Origin of the sequence: Hymenobacter saemangeumensis, assembly GCF_039541835.1 — a bacterium.
GTDB classification, from domain to species: domain Bacteria; phylum Bacteroidota; class Bacteroidia; order Cytophagales; family Hymenobacteraceae; genus Hymenobacter; species Hymenobacter saemangeumensis.
The window spans coordinates 71,173-84,070 of sequence record NZ_BAABGZ010000079.1 but is presented as its reverse complement, the minus strand read 5'-3'; the positions used below and the strand labels follow the sequence as shown (position 1 = coordinate 84,070).

General features: G+C 63.7%; 10 protein-coding genes and 1 riboswitch. Of the genes, 5 read left to right on the top strand and 5 right to left on the bottom strand.

The window, feature by feature from the left end; translation table 11 throughout:
* Window positions 1-6: 6 nt before the first annotated feature.
* Both ABD919_RS20865 and ABD919_RS20860 read left to right on the top strand, forming a co-directional pair.
* Entirely contained in the window at window positions 7-687 is a 681-nt protein-coding gene (locus tag ABD919_RS20865) for a potassium channel family protein (protein WP_345238016.1), read from the top strand.
* 155 nt (window positions 688-842) lie between these two features.
* A complete protein-coding gene (locus ABD919_RS20860) occupies window positions 843-2,582 on the top strand; it encodes an amino acid permease (RefSeq protein WP_345238015.1) in 1,740 nt (579 codons plus the stop codon).
* 229 nt (window positions 2,583-2,811) lie between these two features.
* On the opposite strand, the gene ABD919_RS20855 is transcribed toward ABD919_RS20860, so the two are convergent.
* On the bottom strand, window positions 2,812-5,292 hold the full coding sequence (locus ABD919_RS20855; protein WP_345238014.1) for a TonB-dependent receptor: 2,481 nt from the start codon (window positions 5,290-5,292) through the stop codon (window positions 2,812-2,814).
* Between the two features lie 61 nt (window positions 5,293-5,353).
* Window positions 5,354-5,457, bottom strand: a riboswitch (TPP riboswitch).
* A 163-nt stretch (window positions 5,458-5,620) separates the two neighbouring features.
* Between ABD919_RS20855 and ABD919_RS20850 the strand changes: the two genes are divergently transcribed.
* On the top strand, window positions 5,621-5,845 hold the full coding sequence (locus ABD919_RS20850; protein WP_345238013.1) for a hypothetical protein: 225 nt from the start codon (window positions 5,621-5,623) through the stop codon (window positions 5,843-5,845).
* Window positions 5,846-5,963: 118 nt separating this feature from the next.
* On the opposite strand, the gene ABD919_RS20845 is transcribed toward ABD919_RS20850, so the two are convergent.
* The 3 genes from ABD919_RS20845 to pnuC form a co-directional block, all read right to left on the bottom strand.
* The gene (locus tag ABD919_RS20845; protein WP_345238012.1) at window positions 5,964-6,836 is read right to left on the bottom strand and encodes an aldose 1-epimerase family protein; all 873 of its coding nucleotides are present in this window, start codon (window positions 6,834-6,836) and stop codon (window positions 5,964-5,966) included.
* Window positions 6,837-7,226: 390 nt separating this feature from the next.
* Window positions 7,227-7,751, bottom strand: a complete 525-nt coding sequence (locus ABD919_RS20840) for an AAA family ATPase (protein WP_345238011.1) — start codon at window positions 7,749-7,751, stop codon at window positions 7,227-7,229.
* 47 nt (window positions 7,752-7,798) lie between these two features.
* Entirely contained in the window at window positions 7,799-8,428 is a 630-nt protein-coding gene (gene pnuC, locus ABD919_RS20835) for a nicotinamide riboside transporter PnuC (protein WP_345238010.1), read from the bottom strand.
* Window positions 8,429-8,514: 86 nt separating this feature from the next.
* Between pnuC and ABD919_RS20830 the strand changes: the two genes are divergently transcribed.
* Complete coding sequence (locus tag ABD919_RS20830; protein ID WP_345238009.1) at window positions 8,515-8,832, top strand: rhodanese-like domain-containing protein; 318 nt, start codon at window positions 8,515-8,517, stop codon at window positions 8,830-8,832.
* 129 nt (window positions 8,833-8,961) lie between these two features.
* Here the strand turns inward: ABD919_RS20830 and ABD919_RS20825 are convergent, their stop codons facing one another.
* Window positions 8,962-9,912 carry an alpha/beta hydrolase family protein gene (locus ABD919_RS20825; protein ID WP_345238008.1) on the bottom strand — a complete coding sequence of 317 codons (951 nt, stop codon included), beginning with the start codon at window positions 9,910-9,912 and terminating at the stop codon, window positions 8,962-8,964.
* A 102-nt stretch (window positions 9,913-10,014) separates the two neighbouring features.
* Between ABD919_RS20825 and hrpB the strand changes: the two genes are divergently transcribed.
* A complete protein-coding gene (gene hrpB / locus ABD919_RS20820) occupies window positions 10,015-12,738 on the top strand; it encodes an ATP-dependent helicase HrpB (RefSeq protein ID WP_345238007.1) in 2,724 nt (907 codons plus the stop codon).
* Window positions 12,739-12,898: the final 160 nt, after the last annotated feature.

Here is a 12,898-nt window from a genome sequence, read left to right as displayed (position 1 = left end):
AACAGCATGAAATACATCATTATCGGGCTGGGCTACTTTGGCTCGTCGCTGGCCATGAAGCTCACCGAGATGGGCCACGAAGTCATTGCCGTCGACAGCGACCTCGCCAAGGTGAACCAGCTCAAGGACCGAATCACGCATACGGTGTGCCTCGACGCCACCGACCAGCAAGCCCTGGCCACGCTGCCGCTTTCTGATACCGACGTAGTACTGGTGGGCATAGGCGAAGACTTCGGCGCCTCGGTAATGGCCGTGGCCAACTTCAAGCAGCTGGGCGTGAAGAAGCTTATCGGCCGGGCCATCTCGCCCCTGCACCAGACCGTGCTTGAAGCCATTGGCGTGGATAAAATCATCAAGCCCGAGACGGAGGCGGCCGAGCGCCTGGCCAAAAGCCTGGACCTGAAAGATATTCTCGACTCCCTGGATTTGACCGAGGACTACAACATCGTGCAGGCGACGGTGCCGGCCCGCTACGTGGGCAAGTCGATGCAGGAAGCCAACTTCCGGCAGAAGTACAATGTGAACGTGCTGACCATCATCCGGCTCCGGGAAACGACCAGCCTGTTTGGGCGCACCGAGCACAAGCCGGCCGCCATTGGCGTGGTCGCGGCCGACACCGTGTTTCAGCCTGATGATGTGATGGTGATTTTTGGCAAGATGGAAGATATTCGCAAAGTGCTACATTGAGCCTGATTTCCGGCTCCTTGCCCGAGGCATAGCCGGCGGAGCAGCCTGCAACGTACAGGCCGGGCCTAGGGCTTTCATTTCCGTTTGGGCGCCGGCATTACCTTTCCCCTGTTTGTACAGCTGCCCGGGCCTGCCGTCGTTTTTAACCTGCTTGTATGAGTCACGATAAGAAGCTTAACCAACTGGAAGCCACTGCCATTTGCGGCAACGACATTTCTTCGTCCTGCCTCTATGTTTCGGCCCTTTCCATTGCCTACGCCGGGCAGTATGCCTGGGTGGCCCTGCTGGTAGTAGGCGCGGTGCTGTTTCTATTCCGCAAAATCTACGGCGAAGTGGTGGGGGCCCTGCCCCTGAACGGCGGGGCCTACAACGTGCTGCTGAACACCACCAGCAAGCGCAACGCGGCCGTAGCCGCCTGCCTCACCATTCTGTCGTACATGGCCACGGCGGTGCTGTCGGCCAGCGAGGCCATGCACTACCTGCACACGCTCTGGCACGGCCTGCCCGTGATGTGGGCCACGGTGGGGCTGCTGGGCCTGTTTCTGGTGCTCACCATCCTGGGCATCTCGGAGTCGGCCAAGGTGGCCATCATCATCTTCCTCACCCACCTGGTTTCCCTTACCGTGCTGGTGGGGGCCACGGCCTGGTTTCTGGCCGTGCACGGCCTCGACAACCTGCTGGCCAACTTCCAGCTGCCGGTGAAGGGAGGCAGCATCGTTACGGCTCTGTTTTTTGGGTTTAGCGCGGCCATGCTGGGCATATCGGGCTTCGAAAGCTCGGCCAACTTCGTGGAGGAGCAGGCCCCGGGCGTCTTCCAGAAAACGCTGCGCAACATGTGGGTGGTGGTAACGGTATTCAACCCCCTCATTGCCTTCCTGGCCATTGCCGTCCTGCCCCTGGCCGAGGTGGGCAAGCACACCGAAACCCTGCTCTCGCACATGGGCAACATGACCGGCGGCCCCTGGCTGGGCACCCTGATTTCGGTCGATGCCGTAGCCGTGCTCAGCGGGGCCGTGCTCACGTCATTCGTGGGCGTGAGCGGCCTGATGAAGCGCATGACCCTGGACCGCATTCTGCCGCAGTTCTTCCTCAAGGAAAACAGGCGCGGCAGCAACTACGCCATCCTCATCACCTTTTTCCTGCTGTGCATCTCGGTGCTGGCCATCACCAACGGGGAGCTGGGGCCGCTGGCGGGCGTGTACACCATCTCCTTTCTGTCGGTAATGGCCTTCTTCGCCCTGGGCAACTTCCTGCTGAAAGGCAAGCGGCCCAAGCTGCCGCGGCCGGTGTACGCGGGCATCATCACCGTAACGCTGGCCATGGTAGGCGTGCTGGTGGCCTTGTTCGGCAACGTCAAGATTCACCCCGAGTACCTGGTGGTGTTCCTGCAGTACTTTATTCCCACCATGGTGCTGGTGTCGGTGATGCTCAACCGCATTGCCATTCTCAACCTGGTGATGTCGGCCGCCGACTCGCTGGCCAAGCACTTCCCCCGGATTTCGCGCTACGGCCGCCTCACGGCCCACCGGCAGCTGCGCGAGCTCAACAAGCAGGAGTTTGTGTTCTTCACAAAGGGCGACAACGTATCCAACCTCAACAAGGTGATGGCCTACGTGGTGGAAAATGAGTTTACCAACCGCCTGAAAATCGTGACCCTGCTCCCGGAAGGCGAAAAGTTTCCGGAGGACCTGCTCAACGACATCCGGGTGCTGGACCGGGCCTACGAACAGGTGGTGGTCGACTTCGTGACCATGGACGGCAAGTTTGGCCCCGAGCTCATCGACCGTCTCTCGCAGGAGTGGAACATCCCCAAGAACTTCATGTTCATCGGCTCCCCCGGCGACCGGTTCCCCTACCAGATTTCCGAGCTGGGCGGGGTGAGGTTGATTATTTGATGTGCTGATTTTTTGATGTGCTGATGTGCTGATGTGCTGATGTGCTGTTAAAAAAGAACCATGCTGAGCTTGTCGAAGCATCTAGCCAGGGGAAGCAATCCTTTTTGATTGGATTTACTCTCGTGGTAGAGATGCTTCGGCTCCGCTGCGCTCCGCTCAGCATGACGTTCTTTCCTCATCACCTCATCAGCACATCAGCACATCAAAAAATCAGCACATCAGCACATCACTAAAACTTCACTCCTACTGAGGCCAGGAAGTTGCGGGTGGCCTGGGGGTAGTACCAGTTAAAGGTCTCCTCGCGGCGGCTGGCGCCGATGTAGCTGTAGGTGTAGCCGTTAGTCACGTATTCCCGGTTCAGCAGGTTGTTGACCAGCAGGGCCAGCTCAATCTCCTTCAGGAAGGAGGGGTGAATGGCGTAGCGGATGCGCAAATCCAGCACCTGGTAGGGGTCGAGGCTACGGCGCTGGTTTTCGGAGTTGTCGAGGTACTGCCGGCTGACGGCTTTGTAAAGCAGGGCCAGGCGCAGGTTTTTCAAGGGCTGCCCTTCCAGGGTTTGGGCCGACACAAGCGCCGGCGAGTAGGAGATGGTGGAGGTGCGCGACGCAGCTTCAATGGGGTTGAAGTTGGCATCGTAGCTTACCCCCCGGTAGTCCAGAATGTGGTTTTGGCTCAGGGTCTGCGTTGTGCTGAAGCTGATTTTATCGTCAGCCGACACGAAGCCCGTCAGCTCCACGCCGCGGCGGTAGCTGCGGGCCACGTTGGTGCGCAGGGGCGTGCCCACGTCGTTGAGCTGGCCGGTAGCCACCAGCTGGTTTTGGTAGCTCATGTAGAAGCCGTTGGCTTCCAGGCGCAGGGTGGTACGTGGGCCCAGCAGGCGCAGGTCGGCTCGGTTGAAGCGGTAGCCGGCCTCGAAGTCGTCGAGGCGCTCGGCCTGGGCGCTTACGTCACCGGCGGGGCGGTCGGTGAAGTCGGAGCGCACGGGCTCGCGCTGGCCCACGGCAAGGCTGGCGTAGAGCTGCTGCCCTTCGGCCAGGGTGAAGGTGGCACCGGCTTTGGGGTTGAAGAAGGTATAGTCGGCACGGGTATCGAGCTTGCGCTGGTCATTATTAATGCCCTGGATGCGGTAGTCTATACGGCGCAGCTGCAGGTCGGCGTACACGCCCAGGCGGGGCAGCAGCTGCCAGGTAGCGCGGGCGTACACGTTGTAGTCGCTCTTCGTGGCGTCGTTGAAGTAGTAGCGCTGGCGGTGGGCAATGGTAGTGGCGTACTGGGCCCAGATGATTTCGCCGTAGTGCTCGTTGTCGAAGCGGTTGGCCGCACCGCCCAGCGTGGCCTGGAACCGGTCGTTGCTGCGGGGCTGGTAGTTCAGGGCGAAGGTGCCGCCGTAGAAGTAGTTATCCAGCCATTTCCGGTCGATAAGGTCGGTGCGGCTGATGGTCTGGCTGCCAATCACCACGTTTTCGAGGCCATAGGCCGAAAGCCGGCGGCGGGCCCGGAAGCTCTCGTAATAGCCAAAGCCGCGCGTGAGGTGCAGGGCCGCGCCGATGTTCCAGTCCGGGCCCAGGCCCTGCGACAGGTGCAGCTGGTAGTGGTTCTGCTGATAGTTGTCGGTCTGGTTGTCGTAGGTGTAGTAGCTGTAGCGGCGGCCTTCCTGGCGCACCCGCTCGGCATTGGCCGCGCTCAGCTCGCCATTATCGATGTAGGTCTGCAGCAGGGCCGGGTCGCCGGTGATAGCCGGCTCGGGCACGCCATTCCAGGCCTGGTAGGTTTTCTCGCGGCCCGAGAAGGTGATAAACTTCAGCTGGGTGCTCTTGCCCTGGTAGCCGGCGGCGAGGTAGTACGACTTCAGGTCCGACGAGGCCCGGTTCATGTAGCCATCGGTGGCAATGCGGGAGAGGCGGCCGTCCACGGTGAAGTGCCCGCCCAGCAGGCCGGAGCCAAACTGCAGGTTGTTTTTCCAGGTATTGAAGGAGCCGTAGCTGTTCTGGCTTTCGGCGTAGGCTTCGCGCCGCGAGTCGAGGGTGGAGATGTTGATGCTGGCGCCGAAGGCCGCGCCGCCGTTCTGGCTGGTGCCCACGCCGCGCTGCACCTGCAGGCTGCTGATGGAGGAGGCCAGGTCGGGCAGGTTCACCAGAAAGGCCCCGCGCGACTCCGGGTCGTTTAGCGGCACACCATTGATGGTCATGTTGATGCCCGTGGTGCCCGTGCCGCGAATGCGCAGGTCGGTGTAGCCCACGCCGGCCCCGGCATCGGACGTCACCACCAGCGAGGGCGTCTGGTCGAGCAGGTAGGGCAGGTCCTGGCCGAAGTTGCGCTTGGCCAGGTCTTCCTTGCTCACGTTGGTGTAGGCGGTGGCGGTGCGGTCGCTGGCGCGCTGGGCCGTCACCACGGCCTCGCCCGTGAGCACGGTGGCGGGCTTAAGCCCAAAATCCAGGTAGCGCGAGTCGGGCCGGCCATTGTACTGGCGTACCAGCGGCTCGTAGCCCACGAAGGTGATGCGCAGCTCATGCGGCCCGTCGCCCATGGTGAACTCAAATTGTCCGCCCCCGGTGGGCGGCAGCGGCTGGCCATCCAGCACTACAGTCGCGTTGGGCAGTACGACGCCCGTGGCCGCGTCTTTCACGGTAATAAGCGCGGGCCCCTGGGCCCAGGCCGGCGCGGCAGCCAGCACGCACAGCGCCGCTCCCGTCAGGAATGAGGTTTTCAAAAAAATAAATGGGTAAAAGATGGAACGCGCCACCGCCCCAGGGGTCGGAGCAGCAGCGGAAACGTCCGCGGATTGTTTGTTCCCTTCGCCGGCATTACCCGGTTCAGGTTCGATGGGTATCATCTCAGCCGGCTTCCGAAAAAGCCAGCACCCCTAAACATGCGGCAAAGGTAGCAAGGGTTGCGGCCTCGGCCGGCAAGAAAAAAATATTTACCTGTGCGGCTGCAGGCCAATTCCTGACAGCCAGTTAATTTAGGACATCCCCGGAACGCAACGCCAAGCCCCGCGTCTGCGTTTGTTAGCCTACCACGCTTTAGAGTTTATCGCCATGTATCACCTGCTCTACGCCGTCGCCTTTTGTGCCTTCTTCGTGTTCCTTCTGGTGGTACCTCGCAAGCGCCTGGTGCCCCCACCACCCTCTCCCCCCGATGGCGACGACGACGGCGGGGAGCCCCACGACACCGGCCTGCCCGACCTGGACCTGCCGCCGGGAATTTCGCCGCCCATCAACGACTGGGAGCCGGAATACAACCGGCGCCGGGTTATTGTGTAGGCTTTTTACTCAAGCTGTCAGCGCGGATTTCAGGTCTGTGTATGGAGTTAAAAGTGGAGAGTTAAAAGTTAATAGGCCTTTCAGGCATTAACTTTTAACTCTCCACTTTTAACTTCTTCTACCCCACCTCGATGGTATACGCCGCCTGGTAGCGCTGCCCGGGGGCCAGGGTGAGTATGCCTTCCTTGTCGCTTAGCTCCATGGGCTGCCCGGTATGGCCGGCAATGCCCTGCCAGGGCTCGATGCACACAAATGCTGCCCCGGGCCCTTTGGTCCAGAGGCCCAGGTAGGGAAAGCCATCGAACTGCATCTGCACAAAATGGGGCGAGCGCCGGGAGCGCAAAGCCAGCCGGGTGAAATCGTAGTGCTTAAACACCAGGGCGTCGTCGGCAAATAGCGGGTAGCTGAGGGGCAGCTCCGCCTGCTGCTGCAGCACCGGCGCCGTGCGGCCGTCGAGCAGGCCGCCTTGCAGCAGGTGCCGCTCCAAACTTACGGGATGGTCGAATGCGAAATAGTAGTCGTCGAACTGCTCCTCGGGCAGCAGGGGGCAGCGGAAAGCCGGGTGGGCGCCGATGCTGAACAGCAGCTCGTCGGTCTTGGCGGGGTTGCGCACCTCCCACTGCACGGTGAGGCTGGCTTCGCGCAGGGTGTAGGTGATGGTCAGCTCAAAAGCAAAAGGATAAGCGGCCCGGGAAGCTTCGTCGTCAGTCAGCTGAAACGCCAGCTCCGTATCGGAGTGGCGCAGCACGGCAAACTCCCGGTCGCGGGCAAAGCCGTGCTGGCTGAGCTTGTAAGCCTGCCCGTGATGCAGGTAAGTATCTTCGGAAAGGCGCCCTACTATGGGAAACAGCACCGGCGCGTGGCGCGCCCACACGCCGGGCTCGGCCTGCCAGATATACTCCAGCCCTGTTGGCGTTGAAATGAAGCTGGTCAGCTCGGCGCCGTGAGCGGCAAAAGTGGCGCGGGCGGTGGCAGAGGCAAGGGTGTACACGAGATGGATGTGCTGATTTATTAATGTGGTGATGTGCTGATGACAAAGCACTCAATCCTGGAAATACAGGCTGTACGCGGCGGGGCCTGGGGCTTGCGTTTCCTGTCTCGGGACGTAGCCTAATTGGCTTGCAGCCTGCATGAGCCCAGCGCTAATGAATTAATTACTACTCACTATTTATTTATGTTGCGAGGTTGATGGCGCGGGGTCTTACCCGAGAGGGCTCTGCCCCGTGTCTATTGTTCGCAGGCCTCTGGCCTGCATCCATCAGAACATCCCTCCTATAAGTCGTTCTATCGTCGCCGGCCAGAGGCCGGCAATAAGTAGACACGGGTCAGAGCCCTCTCGGGTACGACCCCGCGCCATCAATCCCGCAATTTGAGTGACTCTCTACTTACTGCTATTCTCCAGCAGCTCGTCAATCAAAAAGCAGGCTTCCTGGAAGCGGCGGTCGGCATCGCCCCAGATTTCGGCGAAGGGTGCCAGGCGCTCGCGCAGCTCGCGCTGGTAGAGGTTGTAGAAGTGCTGGCGCAGGTGGGGGTGTTCGCGCAGGGGGTCGGGCTGCCAGGGGATGTCCACGCCCAGCAGAATGGACAAGTCGTAGGGCTGCTGCTCGAGGCGGCGCAGAATCCATTCCGGGCAGTGGCCGAAGGCGTGCTCGGCCCAGATTTTAATCACCAGCATGTCGGTGTCGCAGAACACCACGCGGTGGGCCCGGGCCGCGGCGCGCTCTTCCCACTCAATCTGGCCCCGGGCAATTTCTTCAAGGTCTTCCAGGGTATAGTGAGGGCCGGTACATTCCAGGTATTCGCGGGCAAACTCCGGCGCGAAGCTCGTGCGGTAGTGCGCCGCCAGCTGCTCTGCCAGGGTCGACTTGCCCGTTGATTCCGGTCCGGTAAGGGAAACGCGCAGCACGATGATGAAACTAGAAAGCGAGAAAGAAGGGAAAGCGAGAGCGTAAGCTAGGCCAGCTGCGGCCGGTGGGGCAGGTGTTGCTGCCACTGCCGGTAGCCGTAGGCAGCCAGGGCCAGGTACAAGGCATACAGGATACTGGTGGGGTAGAGTTGCTTATACCATAGCAGGGGCACGTACATCAGGTCAACCAGTATCCACAACAGCCAGTTTTCCAGCCGCTTACGCATCAATAGAAATTGTGCGGCAATGCTGATGGCCGTGGTCAGGCTGTCGAGGTAAGGCAGGGAGGCGTCGGTATGGTTTCGCAGGTAGTAGCCATAGCCGGCGGTGTAGCCCGCTACCAGCAGCAGGCAGCCGGCCCACTCCACCGGACGCGTGCGCGACACCTGCAGCTCGGCCCCTCCCCGCCCGCCGTGCAGCCATTCGTACCAGCCATACAGGCTAAGCACGACAAACAGCACCTGCAGGTTGCGGTCGGAGTACAGCTGGGCGCGGTGGTACACCAGCATGTACAGCGCGCAGCTGACAATGGCCACGGGAAAGTTTAGAATTTTTTCGCGGGCGGCCAGCCACACGCAGGCAAACCCGGTGAGCACCGCGACCCATTCCAGGCCGGTAGTAGCCCGCAGGCCCTCCAGGAAAGCAGTACCGAAATCGAGCAGAAAGGCAGTAGGCAAGGCAGGCGTAGGCAGTAGGCCCCGCAAGGTAGGACGCGGCCGGGCTATTTTTGTTTTATAATAGGAAAAGGATGGATGCCATGCGGATGGAAATAAGCCCCCAAGAGTTACAGCAGCGCCTGCAGGCCGGCGAAGACCTGCAGCTGGTTGACGTGCGCGAGCCCCGGGAGTTCGACTACTGCCACCTGCCCGGCAGCGTGCTCATTCCCCTGGGCGAGCTGGCCCGGCGGGCCGAAGAAATCCGGGAGCAGGGCCCGGTGGTGCTCATCTGCCACCACGGCGTGCGCTCGGGGCAGGCCCTGGCGTACCTGCGCCACCGCCACGGCCTGGACAACCTGCTCAACCTGCGCGGGGGCGTGCACGCCTGGGCCCTGCAGGTCGACGCCGACTTCCCGGTTTATTAGTGCCGTTGGGAGCTGCGGTACGTAGCGCGGACTTTCAGCCCGCGAGTGCGTCGGTGAGCTCGCGGACTAAAAGTCCGCGCTACTTGGCGGCCTACACTGACGGCGCCCTCTAAGCCCACAAGCTGCCGGTCAGGGCTTGGCGCTTGCTGCCGGCACCAGCCGCAGCTGCTCCTGCAGCCAGGCCAGGCGGTCGTGCTGAATGATGGGCAGGCTCATCTCGTGCCCGCAGGAGTAGGTAGCCAGGCGTTTGGGCTCGGCAGCGGCCACGTAAAGGCCCACAAAGTCGGCTCGTGGCGTGAAGCGGTCGGCTTCTCCTACCTGAAAGAAAACGGCCGCCTTGCTGTTAGGCAGCACCGTGATGGGGTCCAGCGGCGCCAGCTGGGCCTGAAATGCCGCCAGCTCGGCGCCCTCGGGCCGGCCGCTGGCCGAGCCGAAGCTGTACCAGTCGGCAAACCGCGAAGCCCCAGCTATGCTGACGAAAGCTTTTACCCGCGTGTCGGCCGCCACGGCCAGGGCCCCAAACATGGCGCCGTAGTCGTGGCCCACGCAGGCCAGGCGCCCGGCCTGTACGCCGGGCTGGGCCAGCAGCACGTCGAGCGCCCGCCGCAGGTCAATGGCCTGGTTGATGGTGTTCTGGTAGTCGTCCTGCCAGCGCCGCTCCTGGTACCGGGCGGGGTCTGACCAGAAGGTGGAAACCAGCAGCGAAACCACCCCCCGCCGGGCCAGCTCACGCGCCTCTGCCAGAAACTGGCTGCGGTTGGAGCTGGGCGCCGCGGGGGCATACCAATGCACGAACAAGACGCCGGCCCCGGCCCGCTCACTGCCCTCGGGCCGCACGAGGTAGGCCGGCACCGGCTCGCCTCCCGAGGCGCTGGCAAACGTAAGGTCTTCCACTACCACCCCGCCCTCGCTCTTGGTGCTTAGGGTCCTGACCGCCAGCGGCGCGGTGGGCTGGTAAGGAAGCAGGGCCGCCAGCGGCTTGCCGGCCGGGCGCGTCTGCGCCGGGAGCAGCCGGCTGCCCCCCAGCAGCAGGAAGTGGATGAACAGCAGGCAGGCAGAAAAACGGAGAAAGCCAGGCATGGCAGGGTAAGAATTGAAGCCAATACGCGAATGTAGGAACCTCCCTGCTCTGCTGCCAGCCCCATTAGCCCAGCAGTGGCCGCGCCTGCCGAACTTTGCGGCATGGCCGCCTCCCCCCCGTTTCAGCTTCCCACCCTGCCCGACCTGCCCATTATTGAAGCGCTGCCGCGCCTGCGGGCTGCGCTGGCCGACAATGCCCGGGTGGTGCTGGAGGCCCCGCCCGGAGCCGGCAAAACCACCGTGGTGCCGCTGGAGCTGCTCACCGCCGCCTGGCGGGCGCCCGAAGACAAGATTCTGGTGCTGGAGCCGCGGCAGCTGGCCGTGCGCGGCGCTGCCGCCCGCCTGGCCCAGCTGCTGGGCGAGCCGGTGGGCCGCACCATCGGCTACCGCGTGCGCCTGGATAGCAAGGTGAGCGCCGCCACCCGGGTGGAAGTCATCACCGAAGGCATTCTGACGCGCATGCTGCAGGACGACCCCGCCCTGGAAGGCGTAGCCGCCGTAGTGTTCGACGAATTCCACGAGCGCAGCCTCAACGCAGACCTGGGCCTGGCCCTGACGCTGGACGCCCAGGCCGTGCTGCGGCCCGAGCTGCGCATTCTCATCATGAGCGCCACGCTGGAGGCCCAGCGCCTGGGGCAGTGGCTGCCGGCCCCCGTGGTGAGCAGCGCCGGCTTTCTCTACCCCATCGAAACGCACTACCTCGACCCACGCCGGGCCGCGGCCCTGCCCAGCAAGCCCGGCGAGCGGCTGGCCGAGCTGGTACCGGCCCAGGTGCGGCAGGCCCTTACTGCCCACAGCGAAGGCGACATCCTGGTGTTTCTGCCCGGCGTGGCCGACCTGCAGCGCGTGGCCCGCAAGCTGGAAGATGCCCTGCCCGCTCACGTCGACCTGCACCTGCTGCACGGCGAGCTGCCCCTCGAAGCCCAGGACGCGGCCCTGCGCCCGGTAGGTGGGGGCCGCCGCAAGGTGATACTGGCCACCAGCATCGCCGAAACCAGCCTCACCATCGAGGGCGTGCGCGTGGTGATTGACGGCGGCTATGCCCGGGTGCCGCGCTTTCTGCCCCGCACGGGCTTTACCACGCTGGAGACGGTGCCCGTGGCCCGCGCCGCCGCCGACCAGCGCCGGGGCCGCGCCGGCCGCCTGGCCCCCGGCACCTGCTACAGGCTCTGGACCGAAGCCGAGCACCACAACCTGCCGCCCCACCGCGCCCCCGAAATCCACACCGCCGACCTGAGCAGCCTGGCGCTGGAGCTGGCCCTGTGGGGCGCCGCCGATGTCGGGGCGCTGCGCTGGATTGACTTGCCACCGGCCGCGGCCATGAGCCAGGCCCGGGAGCTGCTGCTGCGGCTGGGCGCACTCGTGGGCGAGCCAGTTAAAAGTGAAAAGGTAAAAGTTAAAAGCTCCGAATCAGCCACTTTTAACTCTCCCCTTTTAACTTTTAACTACTTAAAGCCCACCCCTCACGGCCGGCAGCTGGCCAAGCTGGGCCTGCCGCCGCGCCTGGGCCACCTGGTGGTGCGCGGGCAGGAGCTGAAGCACGGGCCGGCTGCGGCCGCCCTGGCCGCCCTGCTGGCCGAGCGCGACCTGCTGCGCTGGGCCACGCCCAACGACCCACGGCCCACGCCACCCGACATCCGCCTGCGGCTGGAGGCGCTGGGCAGCGGCCGCCCTCCCCTGCCGGGGCTGGCCCTGCACCACGCCACCCTGCAGCGGGTGCGCGAGGTAGCCCGCCACCTGCAGGGGCGCCTGGGCAGTGCCGCCGGCAGCTCCGCGCCGCCCCTCAGCACGGCCCCTGCCGGCCTGCTCACGGCCCTGGCTTACCCCGACCGGCTGGCGCAGCGGGAAGCCCACGACCGCCTGCGCCTGGTAACGGGGCAGCGGGTAGCGCTGAACACCACCGACGTAGACCCGCAGGCGGAGTTTTTCGCCGTGGCTCACCTGGCCGGCACTGCTTCGGCCCCCAAGGCCATGCTGGCCGCCCCCCTGAGCCGGGAAGAGCTGGAAGCCGGCTTTGCTGAGCAGATTACGACGGCCGATGAAGTGCGTTTCGACCCGGCCACGCAGCGCGTGACAGGGCGGCGGCTGCGCCGCCTGGGCGCCCTGCTGCTGGTCGAGTCGGTGATTGGGCAGCCCGACAAGGCGCTGGTGGCACAGGCCCTGCTGGCGTACCTGCAGGAAGCCGGTCTGGCCAAGCTGAACTGGACCGCCGGCGCCCGGCAGCTGCAGCAGCGCCTGGAGTTCGTGCGCCGCCACGTCGGCCAGGAGCAGGCCGGTTCCGCTAAGCAACTACTGACAACTGACAACGAGCAACTGACAACTACTACCTGGCCAGCCTTCGACGACGAAACGCTGCTGGCCGAGCTGCCCGAGTGGCTGGGGCCCCACCTGGAAGGCCTGAAAACCCTGGACCAGGTGCAGCGCCTCGACCTGACCGAGCCGCTGCTGGCCCGCCTGCCCGGGGGCTGGAGCCAACGCCAGACGCTCGACCGGCTGGCACCGGCGGCGCTGGAAGTACCCAGCGGCTCGCATATCACCCTCGACTACAGCGACCCGGAAGCGCCGGTGCTGGCCGTGAAGCTGCAGGAGCTGTTTGGGCTAACGGAAACGCCTGCCGTGGCGGGTGGCAAGGTGCCGCTGCTGCTGCACCTGCTTTCGCCCGGCGGGCGCCCCGCCCAGGTTACCCGCGACCTGCGCAGCTTCTGGGAAAAAGGCTACTTTGAGGTGCGCAAAGACCTGAAAGGGCGCTACGCCAAGCACCCCTGGCCCGACAAGCCCATGGAGCACATCCCTACCCGACTGACCAAGAAGCGGCTGGGGCAGTAGCACTTAAACATGAGACGTTAGACCTTAGACATAAGACGTTAGAATTGTTCTGACAGAAGAACTTTCTCATGTCTCATGTCTAACGTCTAAGGTCTAAGCCCTGATACCACAGCCGGCCAATGTTATCATTTAGGAAACAATTGCGTAATGCGCTTAACAA